Here is a 17,017-nt window from a genome sequence, read left to right as displayed (position 1 = left end):
GGCCCCAGGCGTAGCCACCCGAGGAACCGGACCGTTTCACCGGCCAGTTCCTCGCGGACCTCACCCCGGTCCACTGCCGCGCGGCAGTAGACCGGCCTTCTTCAGCCGAGGGCAGCCGTGGTCGAGGTCGAGTGCGTGGATCCTGTGTTTGGACAAGGCCATCCACATCCAGCGGCGTATGACCAGCGACTGGTAGCAGGTCAGGAACGCGACCTCCTCCTGAAGGGCGAGCAGGACGCTCTCCGCCTCGCTCTCCTGCAGGCCGAAGCGGTGACAGGTGGCCGGCAGCAGCCCGAGGGTGGGCTCCGGGAGCCGGGAGAGGGCGACGGGTATCCCGTACAGCTCCTGCACCTGCTCCGGGTTGAGGAGGGCGGACAGCGCACTGGTGATCGACGGCGACTTCCCCTGGGTGCGCTGTATCGATTCCAGGAGCAGGAGGATGCCGGTACGCGGCTCGGCCTGCTGCGTGATGGTCAGGAAGCGAAGGTACTCCCGCTCGCCGATCAGATACTCGTCGAACCGTTCACCCTCGACCGTCCGCGGGCGGTGGCCTTTCAGCAGAAGGGCGAACCCCCAGCGGTCGATGAGCACTCGCGTCGCCATCACGCCTCACGATCGATCTCTTCCTGGAGCTGTTCGGCCAGATCCGCTTCGAGCCGCCACTGTTGAAGCCGGTGGGACCATGCCCCGGAGCGCACGATCACCACGAAGTCCCCGATGTGCGCGACATGGACCGGTCCCCCCTCCTTCAGCTCCCACTCCTTGCGCGCCGAGCCGGGCAGCGTCAGCTGCCCGGCCTTGGACACCCGGTAGGTCCGGAACCCCGATCCGGGTTCCAGTCTGTCCCGGGAAGGCGCCGGAGGGATCCCGCTCGATTCCCCCGCGCGTTCGGCGCTCTCGTTGAAGTCGTCGATGTCCTGATCGCCCTCGGTCATGACGCCTCCCACGTACCGGCCAACTGCTGATAGATCGCGGTGTACTTGCCCGAGTCGTCCTGGTCGAAGAGCGCGGCCAGCGGGTCAGGATACGCCTTGGCCGGCCGGCCGCACACAATGACCATCTTGTCCTCCCGCCGCAACTGCAGCTGGCTGGAGAAGAACAGCACGCTCAGGGCGATGACCTTGTCGCGCTCGATGTTCAGCTCCTCCGCGATCGCGTCGATCCGGACGTCGATATCGGTGTCCAGGTGTTCCCATGCGGTCTGCAGTACAGGGTCGATCCGTTCGGCACGGTTCTCGAAATCGGGGGTGCTCATGGTGAACTCCGCAGGCTAGGGGATTCGGATGGGGTGTCGGCGGGCTTCGCGTCCGTCCGGGTGCCCCGCTCGTTCCGTGACTTGCGCTTGGCCAGCCATTCGTCGAGGAACGCGCTGGTCGACGACGAGCCGGATTCGCCGTCCGAACCGTCGGGGGCGAGATCGAACGGCTCGTCGTCCGGCGGCGTCGCGGGGGCGGGGGAGGGGCGGCCCGGTGCCCGCGGCCGGCTGGGTCTGCCGTGGGCCCGGAACGTCTCCAGCTCCTTCTGGACGGTGCGCAGTTCGTCGCGCGGCCGCATGATCCCCTGAGCGATCATGCGTTCCCGCACCAGGGCGGCCACCGTCGAATCGCCGCGGCCCGAGACTTCGTGGTCGACGACGAGGCTGAACACCGGCTGTTCCACATTCCCGATCACCGTGCGTGCCAGAGCTTCGTACTGGGCGATGTTGCGCACCTGTGTCTCGTTCACCGAGAACTCGTCCGCGAAGGCCTTCACGTCCCGGCCCGAGGTCTTCATGACGATCATGGTGCCCACGTTCGAGAAGATCGCCTCGGCGAGCCGTGCGTTGGCGGATCCCTCGTACCGTGAGAAAGCCTCCAACTGCCGCAGGTTCTGGTGGGCGAAGGTCAGCCCCACATTGAACTTGCGTGCCTCGGCCACGAGTTCCTCCACCTCGTGACTCACGAAGCGCTGGAACTCGTCGACGTGGATGAAGAACGGTGCTGACGTGGTGGAGCCGCTCGCCCGGGCAGCACGGTAGATACGGTTGAACAGCAGGGAGCCCAGGAACTGGCCGGACATCGGCCCCATCATGGTCTCGGGCAACCTGACCAGCAGGATCTTCCGCTTGTCGTAGATGTCCCGGATGGACAGCGGCGAGGATCCGGCGGTGAGCAACTGGAGCGGATTGCCGCTGGTGAAGTCCGCGAACTTCGCCGCCGCCCAGCGGACCGTCTCGGCCACCGTGCTGGCCAGCATTCCCTCGAACGCCCGCCACTGGTCGGCAAGTTCGGCGTCGACGCTTTGCATGACGCCGGTGGCCCACTTGCGCATGACCGGTGTGCGCAGGACCTCCAGGGCGAGCGGGATGCTGGGCAGCAGGTCGCCCCGGATCTCCTGGTGCCAGATCGTCTTCAGCATCAGCCGGGTCGTGTCGTCGAATACCGGCCCGGTGAACTGACTGAACGAACGCCGGATGATGATCTCGAGGATTTCCTCGACCGCCATCTGGTAGTCGCTCTCCCCCTCCACGTCCATCAGGAACGGATTCACCACCGGCAGATACTCCGGGTCGCCGAAGTCCAGATGGACGACGTCCTCCAGGCGGTCGCCGGAGTGCTCCAGGGCGTAGTCGACGAGATCGCCGTGCGGGTCGATGACGGCGCATCCGTTTCCGTTGATGATGTCCTGCCGGACCAGTGACTTCAGGACGTTGGTCTTCCCCGAACCGGTCTTCCCGACGACATAAGTGTGCTTGGTGCGGTCCTCGTCGCTGACCTCCACCACTTCGTTGGTGGTGAACCGTGCTCCGTGCCATCGCGCCTTGCCCAGAAGGACGCCCGCCTCGACCTTGGGCGGCTTCCGGCGCAGGGCTATCCGCGTGTCCCGCCACGAGCTGAGACCCCGGCCCTGCATGTTCCCGTACGGGGCGTGCCAGACCCGGATCAGCTGTTCCGGGCAGCCGACCACGCCCAGTTCTGCGCTGCTGGTGATCGGCCGGTACCGGTTGACCGGCCGTAGTCTCACCGGTGTTCCGAACAGCATGCGGCCGGTGGCCTTCGCGAAGACCTGGTCGATGGGCGCTGTCGACTGGAGCGCCACCGTCACGATCAGCTGGTGCTGGTCCTCTTGATGGAATCGGCACTCCGCCGCGGCCGCCTCGAAGAACGCGGTGGCCCGGTCGATGCTGGTGATGTGGCCGGTCCTCATCGAAGGCCGGTGGTTTCCGACCCGTGCGCCCGTCAGCGTGCAGGTGATGTCCAGGGCGACGTCGTCCTCACGGCGACGGAAAAGATCCACGAGTTCGGCCCAGTCCCGTTTGATGGGAAGTTCGTCTCCCCGCCGGGCGGCCGGAACGATCCGCGTCCGGTACTTGTAGCCCACGCGGACTTCGGAAGCCGCGGATATGTTGTACGCGGGCAGCAGGGCAACCGCGCTGAGATCATCGAGTGTGCGTGCCTCGGCCGGTGAAATGGTTTCTGCGTCTTTCGACAGGCACCGTAGATCGAAAAGAGCACTCGGCTCCGCGTTCGGACCGCCTTCCGGTGAAGTCCTGAGCCGATAGACCAGCGCCACACCCGGCGTGTCGAGATCCTGCAGAGCGCGCAGAAGATCGAGCTGACTCGGCAGGGTCGCGGGCGCCTCGTCGTCGTAGATTCCGAGCACCTTGCCCCAGTGCAGATAAGCGGGCACCCCACATACCTCCTCATTCCCGCCGTAGCGTAGGAGCGTCGTCACCAGCCCGTCAAAGGATCTCAAAGAGGCATGACACGACGTCAACGAATACGCGGCGGGGCGGGGTTGACGGCCCAGCGTGCGGACAGTACCGGTGGCGTCCGCTCCTCAATGAGGCGTCGCGAATGGCTCAACGCGTGCATTTGCGGGAGCCTTTCCCTTCCGGGGAGGCTGCGGACACACAGCGGTCACTCGGCGCGCCTCCCCCTTTGGCGTGCGGGCCCCATCTCCATGAGGACGACGCCACATGTCTTGTTCTGTTTCTTCGACGGGCCGGAGGGTGATCCAGACCTGCGTGGAAGTGGCGCGGGAAGGTCACACGGCGCAAGGCGGGGACACTTTCCTCGGCGGGTGGACCTGGACCGCTGTGATCGCGGTCGCCGCGGTCGTCGTCTCCGCGGTGATCGCCCGCGTGGGCTGGCGCAAGCGGGCCTTCGACAAGATGGCGACCCAGCTCCAGCCCTTCCACGACCGTCTCCGCGCGGTCGAGCGGGAGATGGAGACGCTCGAGGCGAAGGGGACGGTGACCGGAAGCCACTTCGCCACCCTCGACACGCTCCGCAGTCAGCTCCAGGACGATGCCCGGCGCTGGCCCGAGGCCCTCGAGGGCCTCGACGGGCTGATCGAGAAGTACATCGCAGCCCTGTCGGAAGAGCGCCGACGCCGCCTGTGGCCGTGGAGGGTCAGCAAGAAGGTCGGCGTCACGCTGAAGCGGTGCGACATCGCCGCCGAGCTTCGCACCCGGCTCACCGCCGCGAAGGAGTGGACCGAGCGCAGGCTCACCCGATGACGCGGACAGACCGGTGGTGGCTGTGGCCGGGTCCCGAACGGGGGGACCCGGCCACAGCTGTCACAGGGCGGCGAGCAGCGGCTCCAGGGCACCGGCCGTCGCCGGGTGCCGGGCCGTCAGGGCGGCGCCCGCACCCGGCGGAGCCGGAACCGCCGTCACCCATCCCCCGTCGCACCCCAGCAGCTCCGCCACCGCGTCGCACGTCGCCGGGTGCGCGGTCAGCAGCGCCGCGCCCGACGGAGCCGGGAGCTCGGACGACGCCCAGCCCTCCTCGCAGCCGAGCAGCTCCGCCACCGCGTCGCACGTCGCGGGGTGCGCGGTCAGCAGCGCCGCGCCGCGGGGGACAGGGGCCACGGGCCTCGCGGCGAACAGATCCGTTTCCGGCATGCGCCACGGCGGGGTCCAGGCGTCCAGTTCCGGCAGCCGGCCCGGGAAGACACGGCCCGCCTCGCGGACCATCAGCGGGGCCAGGTCCGCCGCGCCCGAGCGCAGGGTGGTGATCAGGAGCGGGAGCCAGGGGAGCAGGACCGTGTCCGGGAGCCGCCCGAACGCGTTCGAGACCGCCTCGACCACCACGTCCGCCAGCCCCGGCACCGGCTCCAGCGCGTGCACGAAGCCGCTCAGGTAGCGCGGATAGGAGGACACCACCAGCGGGTTGTCCAGCAGTTCGTCGCACCGTGCCCGCAGCTCCGTGCGGGACAGGGTGCCGAGCTGCACCTGGGCCGCCCACAGCAGAGCCGTCTTCGCCGGGTCGTCGGGGTGGGACTGGGCGACGGCGAGCTCCAGCTGGTGCCGGTCGCAGCCCAGGGACAGCGCGAGGCTCTCCAGGGAGAACAGGAAGCCGAGCATCGCCGCGACCTGCCCGACCGTCGCGTCCTCGTCCCGGAACGCCGTCGGCAGCAGCGTGCAGTAGTGGGCGTAACCGGTCTTGACGAACGACTCGATCCACCCCGGCAGCACCGGCTCGCTGGTGCGGTAGTACGCCAGGAGTGCCCGCACCCGGCGCAGCACCTCCGGCGCCCCGTCCACGCTGCGTTCGGCGGCGAGCAACTTCAGGGCATGGGTGCCGAGTTCGTCGGCGAGACGGTGGCCGCGCAGGTACAGCAGCGCGTCCTCGACCGCCGCGAGCACGCTCGCCGTGGTCGCCTGTGGCCCGTACGCGTCGCGCCGCAGCCGCTGTTCCAGTACCTGTTCCAGGCTGACGCCCTCGTAGCCGAGCTCGATCAGGGCCCGCTGGTGCGTGCCGAGCGCGAGGTCCCACGACTCCTGGATCGAGCGTTCGCCGAGCCGCCGCTCACCCATGATGGGCCGTGCCGCGCCCTGCGGCATCAGGCGCCGCAGCATCCACAACACATCGGAACAGGCGCTCAGTTCGGGCCGGGAGGCCATGTCCAGCAGCGCCCGGCGCACCCCGCGCTGCTCCAGCCCCAGTTCCAGCGGCGCGAGACGGTCGTACACGTCGCGGGCGAGCGGCGGCAGTGACTCGTAGCCGACCTGGCCGATCCGGTCGCCACCCATCATGATCTCGACGAGCCGCCGCACGTCCCGCCGTCCGGGGACGCTGTCCTTCTCGATACAGGTGACCGCCGCGTCCTGGAAGTCGTACGGCGTCGGCTTGGCGCGGTCGCGCATGCCGGCGAGCAGGATCGACGTCTCGAAGACGGCGATGGCGTCGGCGGTCGAGGCGAGATAACCGTTGCGCCGGGCCGCGCGGACGATCTCCACCGACCAGCCGAGGAGTTCGGCCTCGTCCAGTCCGTCGAGCACGGGCGGCCGCCGCAGGAAGCCGGACAGTCTGTCCGTGGCGGGCGCCTCGGGGGGCGGTGCCGGGACCGAGGCTGACTTCTTCGCCGTGGACTTCTTCTTCCCGGCCTGCCCTTCCAGTACGTACGGCTTCACGCGCGTGCGCTTCAGCCCCTTCGCCCATTCCGTCGCCGCGATCGACACCGAGCCGGCGGCGAGGCCGAACTGTGCCTCGATCGCCGCGTGACTGGACGGGATCAGTCCGTACTGCCAGGTGGTGGCGGTGCGCGGCGAGATCGTGAACGTGTCCGAGCGTCCCTCCACGCCGAACTCCTCGACCCGGCTGGCCGCGTGGAACGCGCCGCACACGTAGAGACAGTCCTCCGGGTTCGTGCCGGTCGCCGCCAGATGCTCCCGCATCCGGGTCCACATGTACCGCTCGCGGTCCTCGTCCACCCGCAGCCGGGCCCCGTAGCCGGGGGTGAGCCGCCGGAACAGACTGCCGATGAGGAACATCACCTGGCGGTAGGTGGCGTGGTCGCTGTCCCCGAGCGGGACCTCGACATATTGGTGCCACCACTCCGACCAGTGCCGCACCTTGCCGTGGCGCAGCAGATGCTCCTCCAGCTCGGCGAAACGCGGCCGCAGATCACCGATCTCCACGCCGACGGCCTCACCGTGCAGCGCGGCCTCCGCCTCCTGAGGAACGTCGTTCGAATCCCCGCGGTCCCACTGGAAGACATGGTCCGTGGACCGGTCGACCAGGACCAGTTCCACGCCCGGGGTGTCCAGGGCGTACGCGATCGCCTGGTACTCGGCGGACGCCTCCGTGACCGGCGCCACGACCGACAGTGGCGCCCATGCGGCGGGGAAGCCGTCGACGTCACCGGCGAACGCCTGCACCGCCACCGGCAGCCGGCAGTTGCGCAGCTCGGTCAGCAGCGGGGCCATGTCCTCGCACAGCTCCAGGTACACCACCTTGGGCTGCTTCTCCCGCAGCCGCCGGGCCATGGCGAGCGCGGAGGCGGGGGAGTGGTGGCAGACGGGGAAGATCTCCAGCGGCTCCCGCACCGCCCGGTCGACGTCGTCGACCATGCCGAGCAGGATGCCCTCCAGGGCGTCCGGACCGTCCGCGAACTCGGTGGCGGCTTCCTGCAGTTGCCCGCGCAGAGCGGCGAACGACGTGCTCTCGTGGGTCCCGCTCATGACAGGGTGGCGATCGCGTCGCGGCCGCCCTCGAGGAACTCGGGCCAGGAGCCGCCCTCTTCCTTGCTGCGCGGCTCGACGACACCGTGCAGATACTTGTTGAAGATCGCCAGGTCCTCGGGCTCACGCCGGGTGAGGGAGCCCACCAGCGAGGAGGCGAGGGTGCGGGCGGTCAGGGCGCGCTCGCCGAAGAAGTTGCTGTGCAGCACGGCGTCCTCCAGCACACCGATCTGCTCGGCCGTCGACAGGGCGGACTCCAGCTTCTCGTCGTCGCTGCCGGCCGCCGCGGCGGACGCCCGCAGATCGGCGAAGCTCTGCAGCAGCACGTCCAGCAGGGTCGGCGGCACGTCCAGCTCGATCCGGTGCCGGCGCAGCAGCTCCTCGGTGCGGAAGCGGACGATCTCCGCCTCGCTCCTCTTGTTCGTCACCACCGGAATGCGGACGAAGTTGAAGCGCCGCTTCAGCGCGGAGGACAGGTCGTTGACGCCCCGGTCGCGGCTGTTGGCCGTGGCGATGACGGAGAAGCCCGGCTTGGCGAAGACGATGTTGTCGTCACCGCCGCCGCTCTCCAGCTCGGGCACCGAGATGTACTTCTCGGAGAGGATCGAGATCAGCGCGTCCTGCACATCGCTCGTCGACCGGGTCAGCTCCTCGAAACGGCCGATCGAGCCGGCCTCCATCGCCGTCATGATCGGCGAGGGGATCATCGACTCCCGCGACTGGCCCTTGGCGATGACCATCGACACGTTCCACGAGTACTTGATGTGGTCCTCGGTGGTGCCGGCCGTACCCTGCACCACCAGCGTGGAGTTGCGGGAGATCGCGGCCGACAGCAGCTCCGCCAGCCAGCTCTTGCCCGTGCCGGGGTCACCGATGAGCAGCAGACCGCGGTCGGAGGCGAGGGTGACGATCGACCGCTCCACGAAGCTGCGGTCGCCGAACCACTTCTGCGACACCTCCCGGTCCAGCCCGTCGGCCCGCTCGGAGCCCAGGATGAACAGACGGACCATCTTCGGGGACAGCCGCCACGAGAACGGCTTGGGGCCGTCGTCGATCGACTCCAGCCAGTCGAGCTCCTCGGCGTACTTGATCTCGGCAGGGGCGCGCAGCAGGTCGGACATGAGGGAACAGCCTTTCCATACGGTGATCACGGTGATGAGGGCGAACGGTGATCAGGTGAGAAACGTCTTGAGTTCGTGCACGAGCTTTTTGATGTGGCCGGAGATCACCGGCGTACCGAGGTCCTTGAACTTCTCCCGGAACCACGGGTTGACGCTGCCGCGCCCCGAGCTGGTCACCGAACCCACCGGGATGAACTTCGCCCCCGAACGGTGGATGGCGGCCATGCTCTCGAACAGCTCGTCGGTGCGCCATTCGTAGAAGTCGGAGATCCACACCACGACGGTGTTGCGCGGTTCCGCGATCTTCGGCTGGGCGAGCGCCATGGCGACCGTGCCGTCGGTGCCGCCGCCGAGCTGGGTCCGCAGCAGCGTCTCGAACGGGTCGTGCGCCCAGGGCGTGAGGTCCAGCGCCTGCGTGTCGTACGCGATCAGGTGCACGTCGACCTTCGGCAGTCCGGCGAAGATGGACGCCAGGATGGTGCAGTTGACCATCGAGTCGACCATCGACCCGGACTGGTCCACGACGACGACGAGCCGCTGGGGTGTCGTCCTGCGGCTGGTGTGCCGGTAGTAGAGCCGGTCGACGTAGAGCCGCTCCTCCTCCGGGTCCCAGTTGACGAGGTTCTTCCAGATGGTGCGGTCGATGTCGAGGTTGCGGTAGACCCGCTTGGGCGGGACGGACCGGTCGAGCTCGCCGACCGTGGACTTCTCCACCTGGGTGCGCAGTACTTCGGTGACCTCGTCGACGTAACGACGGATCAGGGACTTGGCGTTGGCGAGGGCGACACCGGAGAGATTGTCCTTGTCGCGCAGCAGCTGCTCGATCAGCGACATGCTCGGCGTCAGCCGGGAGGCCAGCGCGGGGTCGGTGAGGACCTCGCGCAGCCGCATGCGCTTGACGAGACCGGCCTCGATGGAGCCCAGCTCCGGCCCGATCTCGGGGATGAGGCGGCTGAGGTCGGGAGCGGGGCCGCCGAACCCGGTGCCGGTGGGGCCGACCCCCTGCCCGCCGGCCCGTGCCGTGCCGCCCCCGGCACGGCCGCCGCGCAGCTCGCCGGGCCGGCAGCCCAGCGCCCGCTCCAGCCAGCCCGCGTCGGACTGCCAGCGCGCCAGCTGTTCGGCGGTGACGGCGCCCGAGTCCCGGGCGAACACGTTCAGCAGCACCTTCGACGCGAGCGCCGCTCGCCGCACCTCGGCGGCCCGGTCCCGCCCGCCGTCCGCGTCCGGCTCCGGCGTCATCAGCCCGTCGAACTCGGCGGCCAGCTCCGGGTGCCGCTGTACGACGGAGTCGACGGACGCGCCCGGGTCCAGCAGCGCGGGCGGCAGGCCGATGTCCTCGACCACGGCCAGACTCGCCGACTCCAGGGAAGCCTGCTCCTCGCTGTCGAAGAGGCGGGCCAGCAGCCGCCAGTACAGCACCTGCCGCCGGTTCTCGTCCGGATCGGGCCCGGCGGTGCCCTCGATGGTCTGCCCGCTCATTTCCGCAGCAGCTTTCCCGCGCGCTCGCGCAGCACCTTCACGGCATCGGTGGCGGCCTTCTCGGCCCGTACACCGGCCTTGTCGGCCGTACCGCCGGCCCACGCGCCCGCGTGCACGGCGACGGCCTTCTTGCGCACCATCCGCTCCACGGCGAGCGGCTGCACCAGGAACTCCCCGGCGTCCCACCGCAGCAGCCCGAGACACGCGCCGGACGAGGCGACGGCCTCGGGGGTGAGCGGTCCGGCGGCCGGAGCGCGGTGGGTGTCCACGGCGAGACACACACCGGCGAGCCGGAACGCGTCCTCCTCGACGGCGTACCCCTCCAGCAGGACGGGCACGGCGATCCTGGCCGGATGCCGGTCGAGCGGCGCGGTCGCGAACGCGGCCGCGGTCGGCAGCGCCACCCGCGCGGTGGCGAACACCTCGGCGGGCTCGCCCGTACGGGCCCGCGCGTCGTCCCAGATCAGATCGCCCTCACCGGTGACGGGCATCGCGTCCAGGTCCATCGCCCGCCCCTCGCTCACGGCGGCGAGCAGCGACATGTGCGGCCGCAGCAACTGCCACAGCCCGGCCCCGACGACCGTGTCGGGCTTCGGCGCGGACACCGAGGCGCGCACCAGCCTCGGCGTACCGCCGTCGGCCGGCTCGAACACCGCGTGCACCTGCGCCTGTACGGCGGTGGCGTGCTCCTGTACGTCGACGCCGAGCGGGAGCAGCCGTCCGGTCGCCTCGCCGACGGCGGGGGCGGACGCCGCACCGGGCAGGGTCAGCAGCATGGCCCGTGACCACAGGTCGGCCCATCGCCGTACCGGAACGCGCTCCAGTGTCGCGCCGGGGCAGGACGCGGCCAGTTCGGCGGCGAAACCGTCGAGCAGCGTGGCCTGGCGGCGCAGTGCCGGGTCGGGCAGCATCGCGGACACGACGGGCGCGGCACCGGCGATCAGTTCGTGGTCGATCCCGTGCCAGCCGGCCCGCGCGAGATCGCACAGCCAACTACGGGCGGCCGCGAGCAGATTGGCCGAAGGCCCCGCCGCATCGGCCGGCGCGGTGCCGTCCTCCCCGGCCCGCGTCCGCCCGAGCGCCTCCTCCACCCGCGCGAGGAGCGCGTCGTGCGCGGAGCCGAGCAGCGCCGTGCGAGCGCCCGCGAGGGCCATGAGGTGATCCTCGCCGGCCGTCCCCGCGGCCGCCTTCTCGGCCGCCTCCGCGACCCGCGCCGCCAGCGGCGACCCGGCGACGGCCTCGGCGACACCCGCGAGTCCCGCCGCCTGGGCGGGCCCCGGACGCAGCAGACCGGAGACCAGCACCTCGTCGAAACCGTCCACGGCCGCGAGCGCCTCGTCGAGCCCGTCGATGCCGTCGTACAGCAGATCGGCACGCATCACGCCACCGCCCTCGTCGTCGGGAACCACTGCATCTCCGGCAACGGAGCGGTAGTGGGTGCCAGTTCGAGATAGGCCAGATGCCGCAGGAACCGGCTGAACACCTGCGCCGCCGCCGAACTGTCACCCTGCGCGGGCCGCGTGGCGGTCATCGCGTGGGTGACCGAGTCGGCGTCCGGCGCCTCCCCGGCGACCTCGGCCTTCAGATACCGGGCCACCCGGTCGACGCCGTACTGCAGCACGGCCTCACCGATCAGCGCGCGTATGTGATTGCAGAACCAGCCGCGCGCCCCGCCGCAGGGCCGGTTGTTGTTGGTGCTGCACGCGAACGCGAACGACCCCGCCTCGACGGAGGACACGTACACCCGCCCGATGTCCGACCCGCTGGACACCACCCCCTGCAACCGCCCGTCGGCCAGCTCCACGAACGGCACCTTCGCGAGCTTCCGCGGCCGCGCGGACGGCACCACCCGGGCCGTGCTCGACTTCTCCCAGACCGACAACGCGCACCATCTCCCATGCATACGAAAGGGGACGTCAACGCCAGAACGGCGCAACGGGATCAAGCTATCGGCAGCCACTGACAACCCGCGGAACAGCGGGGAACAGGCGCCGTACGGGACTCCCGTGCGGCATGCTGTCGGCAGGGTCGGGAGAGACGCCCGAGAGGGAATCCTCACCTTCCCGCCCGAAGTGGAAGCCGGACCCCGGGAGAAGCATGCAGCTGGTCGTGACGGTGCGCGGCGACGAGGACGGTACCGACGAAGCCGCGGAACTCAGGGCGTGGCTGACCGACGTACCCGAGCTCAGAGGACGGATCGGACGCGACGGCACCCCTCGGGAGGGGACGATGGGCCCGGCCGTCGACGCGCTGGTGGCGGTCCTGGAGCCCGGCGGTGTCGCCGCCGTCTTCGCGGGAGCGCTGGTGGCCTGGCTGCAGACCCGCCGCAGCAGCCACACGATCGACGTGACCCGGCCCGACGGTACGCGGATCACCCTCACCTCCCGACAGGCCCGCACCCTGAGCCCGCAGGAGGCGGCCGACCTCGCCGAGCGCCTGGCCCGTCCACCCCAGGACGGCGACGAGACGGGCCCCCGTACGACATGAGTGCGGGCGGCCTCGCCGCTCCCGGCGCCCGCGCGGTGCTGTACGGCACCGGGAGCCACGCCGACGGGTCGGAACTTCCCGGTCTTCCCTCGGTCGACACGACGCTCGACGGACTGCGGCGCACCCTGACCGACGTGTGCGGCATGGACCCCGCACAGGTCGTGCGCGTACCGGCCCACGCCGGGGCGGCCGAAGTGGTCGACGCCGTCGAGGAGGCCGCGGCGGCCGGTGACGGCCCCCTGCTCTTCTACTACGTCGGGCACGGACTCCTCGGCCCGCGCGACGATCTGTACCTCGCCACGCGGGACAGCCGCTCCGCCCGGCACGTCGCACGTTCCGTCTCCTACCGGACCATCCGCGACCTGCTGGGCGTCAGGGGCGACGGCAGCCTCGTCGTCCTCGACTGCTGCTTCTCCGGCCGAGGCGACGCCCCGCCGGCCGAGGGCGGAGTGCGCCGCGCCTTCGCCACCGCCGGCCCCCGCGGCAGCTTCCTGCTCTCCTCCGCCTCGCACTACGCCCTGTCCTTCGCCCCCGAGGGGGAGCGGTACACCCTGTTCAGCGGCCGGCTGCTCGACCTGCTCGACCAGGGGGACCCGGCCGGGCCGCCGTGGCTGACCGCCGACCGCCTGCACGCCGCGCTCGACGAGTCCTTCGCCGACGACCCACGCGTCAACCCGGCCCGGCGCAGCGAAGGCACCCTGGGCTCACTGGTCCTGGCCCGCAACCGCGCCTACCGGCCGCCGCCCGCCGCGGCCGAGCGGCCCGCCGAACTACCGTGTCCCTACCCGGGGCTGGAGCCGTACCGGGCGCAGGACAGCGCGCACTTCTTCGGCCGTGAGGAACTCACCGACCGGCTGATCCAACTGGTCGAGGGCCTGCCGGACGGCGGCCAGGCCGTGCTGGTGGGCGCCTCCGGAGCCGGCAAGTCGTCCCTGCTGCGCGCCGGACTGCTGGCCCGCACGGCATCGACCGGGCCCGCGCTCCTGCTGCCCGCCCCCGGACCGCACCCCTTCCGCGCCCTGGCCGAGGCGTGGGCGGCGGCGACCGAACGGGACCCGGACGAGGTCCGGGTAGAGCTGGAAGGTGGCCGTTTCCCCACGCCGTCGCACGGCCTGCCGACCTGTCGGCTGCTGGTGGTGGACCAGTTCGAGGAACTCTTCACCCGGTGCGAACTCCCCGACGAGCGCGCCGCCTTCATCTCCCTGCTCACCGGCGACGGACCCGGGCCGCGACCCCGCATCGTCCTCGGACTGCGGGCCGACCACTACGGAAGCTGTCTGGAACATCCGGGCCTCGAACTCGCGCTCGGACGGGCCCAGCTCTCCGTACCGCCGTTGCGTGAACGGGAGTTGCGCGCCGTGGTGGAGCGCCCGGCGGCCGCGGTCGGGATGACCGTCGAGGCGGGCCTGACCGACCGGCTGCTGCACGACCTCCACGCGGGCCGCTCCGCGAACGACGACGCCACGGCACTGCCGTTCCTGGCGCACGCCCTGCGGGAGACCTGGCGCGGCCGCAGCGGTGCCCTGCTCACCCTCGCCGGTTACCAGGCGACGCGCGGCATCTGGCAGTCGGTCGCCACCGCAACCCGGCGCGTCTACGAGTCCCTGGACGACGACGGCCGGACGACGATGCGCCGCCTGCTGCTGTCCCTGGTCCATCTCCCACCGGACGGCGGCGCCCCCGTCCTGCGCCACCGCGTCCCGCTGGACGCACTGCCGCCCGGATCGGACACCATCCGCGACCAACTCGCCAGAGAGCGCCTGCTGACGGTCGACCAGGACACCGCGCAGATCGCGCACGAGGCGCTGCTGCGGGCCTGGCCGCTGCTGCGGGAGTGGATCAGGGAGGATGCCGCCGTCCTGCTGCTGCGGCAGCAACTGAGCGCCGCCGCACGGGAGTGGGAGGCCGCGGACCGTGACCCCGCCTTCCTCTACCGGGAGAGCCGGCTCCAGTCGGCGTCCGCACTCGACGAACTCCCCGCGCTGGAGCAAGAGTTCCTCGAGGCCGGACAGGTGGCCGCCACGGACGAACTGCGCCGGGAACGGCGTCGCACGACGGTGCTGAAGCGGGCGCTGACCGGGGTGGCCGTCGCGCTGTGCCTCGCCCTCGTCGCCGCCGTCGTCGCGGTCCAGCAGCAGCGCACCGCGCAGCGGCAGCAACGCACCGCCGTCGCACGGGCGTTGCTGGCCGAGGCCAACGGCATCGGCACCTCCGACCCACGTGCCGCGCTGCGGCTGGGGCTCGCCGCGCACGCCCTGCGCCCGAGCGCCGAGGCCCGCCGCTCGCTCTTCGAGACCCTGGCGGGCAGCGCCTTCCGCGGAGTGTCCGAGGTGCCCGCGAGGATCGATCCCGTACTCGCGCCCGGCGGACGCATGCTGGCCGCGAGGGACGAGGACGAGGACGAGGACGGGCTGACGGTCTGGGACACCGGCCGCGATCCCGTTCCCCGCACTCCGTCGGCACGGCCCGTCTGTCCCGCGCCGCAGTACGACACGGAGGACTCCGTGACGTTCGGCGGCCCCGGTGGCCGCATGCTCGCAGCCGTGTGCGGGGACGGCGAGGTGCGCCTGTGGAATCTCGCCGCGAAGGACGGCGGCGCCCGACCCCTCGCCACGCTCCGCGCGCGGGGGGTCGAGGCCGCCACCGACGGGCCGACCGCGCTCGCCCTGAGCAGGGACGGAAAGACGCTGGCGGCCATCGGCCTGTCCCGGTCCGTCGGCCGTGGCGCGATCGTCCTGTGGGACGTGAGCGATCCGCGCGCCCCGCGACAGCTCCCCTTCATGAAGGCCGCCTCGCCGCCCGACGGCTCGGCGCAGGACGACCGCGCGGCGTTCAGCCCGGACGGCCGTCTGCTGGCCACCGCCGACACCTACGGCGACGTTCGGCTGTGGGACGTCTCGGATCCGCGCGGCCCCCGCCCCCGGGGCACGGTGAAGGGAGGCGGCGGGGCGCTGGCGTTCCGTCCGGACGGTGAACTGCTGGCGGTGAGCCGCGAACGCGTGGTCGCCCTGGTCGACATCCGTGACCCCGGCGCCCCGAAGGTCCTCGGCGAACGCACGGCCCACAGCAACCTCGTCAGCTCCCTCGACTTCTCCCCGGGCGGGCGCAAGCTGGTCAGCGGCGGCTGGGACCGGAGCGTCGCGCTGTGGGACGTGACGGACACCGGGGAGATCACTCAAGAGGCCCGCCTGTACGGGCACTCGGGTTTCGTCGACGCGGCGAGGTACGACGCGGACGGCCGGTCGGTGGTGTCGGTGAGCTACGGCGAGGTCATCCACCGTGACCTGTCGGACGTCCCCCTGCCGCACGTCCTCGACGTGCTGCCGGACGGCGACGAACTGGCGCTGGCGGCGGACGGCACCACCCTGGCCGTCGCCCGGGGCGCCCGGATCGCCCTGTGGGACCTCTCCGACCCGTCCGAGCCACGGCGGCTGGCCAGGGTCGACAACCCCGTGGAGGACCGCTACGACGCCGTCGGCGGCGGAACCGTCATCGGCACCGGCGACGTCCTCGCCGACCTCGACTTCAGCTCCGACGGCCGTCTCCTCGCGGCCATGAACCACGATCGCGAAGTCACCCTCTGGGACGTCTCCGATCCCGCCCGGCCGCGCGTCGCCGGCACGTTGAGCGGCGCCCACCAGGGCGCGGTGAACCCCACGCTGGACTTCGCCCCCGACCGGCCCCTCCTCGCCGTCAACGACCTGGAGGGCGTGGGTGTCTGGGACGTCTCCGATCCGGCCCTGCCCGCCCTGGCCGCCTCCACCGTCCCCGGGCTCCTGCAGGATGTCGTCTTCGCCCCGGACGGCCGCCGACTCCTGCTGGTGAAGAAGAGGTTGAGCCTCTGGGACATGTCCTCCGACACGACCACGCCCCTGTCGGAGGACGCCGGCCTCTACGGTGGCGTGAGAGCGGCGTTCTCCCCGCACGGCGATGTGGTGGCGGCCGTCGCCGCGATCCCCTCCACCACCGGGCGCGAAGCCCGTGTGGACCTGTGGGACGCCGGAAGGGACGGTGGAGGACATCTGTCGGGCGCGACCGAGCCCATGGACACGGACCGGGCGACATTCGCCCAGCTGGCCTTTCACCCCGACGGCCGGCTGCTGGCCGGCGCGGGGGAGGACGGCAGCGTACGCCTCTGGAGTGTCGCCGACCCCGAACAGTCCCACCTGGCCTACACGTTCAGCGGCCACAGGGAAGGCGTCGACGAGGTGGTCCTGGGCGGACCGCGCGGACGTACCATGATCACGACGAGTGCGGGTTTCGCCTACGTCATCGATATCGGGGCCTACCCCGAGCTGGCGGCCGACACCCTCGGCCTGGCGTGCCGGGCCACGGGCGGCGGCCTCACCCGCGAGGAGTGGGAGAAGCGGGTGCCGGAGGCCGATTTCGTGAAGACGTGCCCGGACAACTCCGACAAGTGACCGGTTGACGTCGTCAACGGCCGTTGTTCATTGAAACGTGGTCGTGGCGCTGTGTACCT

General features: G+C 71.0%; 12 protein-coding genes. 3 read left to right on the top strand and 9 right to left on the bottom strand.

What is annotated here, in order from left to right:
• Nucleotides 1-60: 60 nt before the first annotated feature.
• From ACGFR9_RS00985 to ACGFR9_RS00970, 4 genes are read right to left on the bottom strand one after another with little or no spacing between them, the layout of a single operon-like run.
• Entirely contained in the window at nt 61-603 is a 543-nt protein-coding gene (locus tag ACGFR9_RS00985) for a hypothetical protein (RefSeq protein WP_393201643.1), read from the bottom strand.
• Complete coding sequence (locus ACGFR9_RS00980; protein WP_393201641.1) at nt 603-935, bottom strand: AbrB/MazE/SpoVT family DNA-binding domain-containing protein; 333 nt, start codon at nt 933-935, stop codon at nt 603-605. The genes ACGFR9_RS00985 and ACGFR9_RS00980 overlap by 1 nt, the downstream gene beginning before the upstream one ends.
• On the bottom strand, nt 932-1,255 hold the full coding sequence (locus tag ACGFR9_RS00975; RefSeq protein WP_393201639.1) for a hypothetical protein: 324 nt from the start codon (nt 1,253-1,255) through the stop codon (nt 932-934). The genes ACGFR9_RS00980 and ACGFR9_RS00975 overlap by 4 nt, the downstream gene beginning before the upstream one ends.
• Nucleotides 1,252-3,669, bottom strand: coding sequence for a type IV secretory system conjugative DNA transfer family protein (locus ACGFR9_RS00970; RefSeq protein WP_393201637.1), 2,418 nt, complete (start codon nt 3,667-3,669; stop codon nt 1,252-1,254). The genes ACGFR9_RS00975 and ACGFR9_RS00970 overlap by 4 nt, the downstream gene beginning before the upstream one ends.
• A 409-nt stretch (nt 3,670-4,078) precedes the next feature.
• Here ACGFR9_RS00970 and ACGFR9_RS00965 point away from each other — a divergent pair, with 409 nt between their 5' ends.
• Entirely contained in the window at nt 4,079-4,501 is a 423-nt protein-coding gene (locus tag ACGFR9_RS00965; RefSeq protein ID WP_393201635.1) for a hypothetical protein, read from the top strand.
• Nucleotides 4,502-4,561: 60 nt separating this feature from the next.
• Here the strand turns inward: ACGFR9_RS00965 and ACGFR9_RS00960 are convergent, their stop codons facing one another.
• Genes ACGFR9_RS00960 through ACGFR9_RS00940 form a run of 5 tightly spaced genes read right to left on the bottom strand, consistent with a single transcriptional unit; the run spans nt 4,562 to nt 11,953 of the window.
• The gene (locus ACGFR9_RS00960) at nt 4,562-7,450 is read right to left on the bottom strand and encodes a hypothetical protein (RefSeq protein WP_393201633.1); all 2,889 of its coding nucleotides are present in this window, start codon (nt 7,448-7,450) and stop codon (nt 4,562-4,564) included.
• Nucleotides 7,447-8,571: an AAA family ATPase gene (locus ACGFR9_RS00955; RefSeq protein WP_393201630.1), complete on the bottom strand. Its 1,125-nt coding sequence runs from the start codon at nt 8,569-8,571 to the stop codon at nt 7,447-7,449. Before ACGFR9_RS00955 ends, ACGFR9_RS00960 begins: the two co-directional genes overlap by 4 nt.
• Before the next feature lie 51 nt (nt 8,572-8,622).
• Nucleotides 8,623-10,050, bottom strand: coding sequence for a VWA domain-containing protein (locus ACGFR9_RS00950; protein WP_393201627.1), 1,428 nt, complete (start codon nt 10,048-10,050; stop codon nt 8,623-8,625).
• Complete coding sequence (locus tag ACGFR9_RS00945; protein WP_393201624.1) at nt 10,047-11,459, bottom strand: hypothetical protein; 1,413 nt, start codon at nt 11,457-11,459, stop codon at nt 10,047-10,049. The genes ACGFR9_RS00950 and ACGFR9_RS00945 overlap by 4 nt, the downstream gene beginning before the upstream one ends.
• Nucleotides 11,429-11,953 (bottom strand): hypothetical protein, encoded by a 525-nt coding sequence (locus ACGFR9_RS00940; protein ID WP_393201621.1) that lies wholly within the window; start codon nt 11,951-11,953, stop codon nt 11,429-11,431. The genes ACGFR9_RS00945 and ACGFR9_RS00940 overlap by 31 nt, the downstream gene beginning before the upstream one ends.
• A 194-nt stretch (nt 11,954-12,147) precedes the next feature.
• On the opposite strand from ACGFR9_RS00940, the gene ACGFR9_RS00935 reads away from it, so the two are divergent.
• Both ACGFR9_RS00935 and ACGFR9_RS00930 read left to right on the top strand, forming a co-directional pair.
• A complete protein-coding gene (locus ACGFR9_RS00935; RefSeq protein ID WP_393201618.1) occupies nt 12,148-12,537 on the top strand; it encodes a hypothetical protein in 390 nt (129 codons plus the stop codon).
• Complete coding sequence (locus ACGFR9_RS00930) at nt 12,534-16,958, top strand: hypothetical protein (RefSeq protein WP_393201615.1); 4,425 nt, start codon at nt 12,534-12,536, stop codon at nt 16,956-16,958. The genes ACGFR9_RS00935 and ACGFR9_RS00930 overlap by 4 nt, the downstream gene beginning before the upstream one ends.
• The last annotated feature ends 59 nt before the right edge of the window (nt 16,959-17,017 follow it).

This window comes from Streptomyces sp. NPDC048584, from assembly GCF_043199595.1.
Classification (GTDB): domain Bacteria; phylum Actinomycetota; class Actinomycetes; order Streptomycetales; family Streptomycetaceae; genus Streptomyces; species Streptomyces edwardsiae.
The sequence above is the reverse complement of the archived record's forward strand: the minus strand, read 5'-3'. Positions and strand labels throughout refer to the sequence as shown.

What these genes read in the sequence shown, in the direction of transcription:
- ACGFR9_RS00985 (WP_393201643.1), bottom strand. Translation starts at nt 603, where the DNA reads ATGGCGACGCGAGTGCTCATCGACCGCTGGGGGTTCGCCCTTCTGCTG.
- ACGFR9_RS00975 (WP_393201639.1), bottom strand. Translation starts at nt 1,255, where the DNA reads ATGAGCACCCCCGATTTCGAGAACCGTGCCGAACGGATCGACCCTGTA.
- ACGFR9_RS00980 (WP_393201641.1), bottom strand. Translation starts at nt 935, where the DNA reads ATGACCGAGGGCGATCAGGACATCGACGACTTCAACGAGAGCGCCGAA.
- ACGFR9_RS00940 (WP_393201621.1), bottom strand. Translation starts at nt 11,953, where the DNA reads ATGCATGGGAGATGGTGCGCGTTGTCGGTCTGGGAGAAGTCGAGCACG.
- ACGFR9_RS00950 (WP_393201627.1), bottom strand. Translation starts at nt 10,050, where the DNA reads ATGAGCGGGCAGACCATCGAGGGCACCGCCGGGCCCGATCCGGACGAG.
- ACGFR9_RS00930 (WP_393201615.1), top strand. Translation starts at nt 12,534, where the DNA reads ATGAGTGCGGGCGGCCTCGCCGCTCCCGGCGCCCGCGCGGTGCTGTAC.
- ACGFR9_RS00960 (WP_393201633.1), bottom strand. Translation starts at nt 7,450, where the DNA reads ATGAGCGGGACCCACGAGAGCACGTCGTTCGCCGCTCTGCGCGGGCAA.
- ACGFR9_RS00955 (WP_393201630.1), bottom strand. Translation starts at nt 8,571, where the DNA reads ATGTCCGACCTGCTGCGCGCCCCTGCCGAGATCAAGTACGCCGAGGAG.
- ACGFR9_RS00935 (WP_393201618.1), top strand. Translation starts at nt 12,148, where the DNA reads ATGCAGCTGGTCGTGACGGTGCGCGGCGACGAGGACGGTACCGACGAA.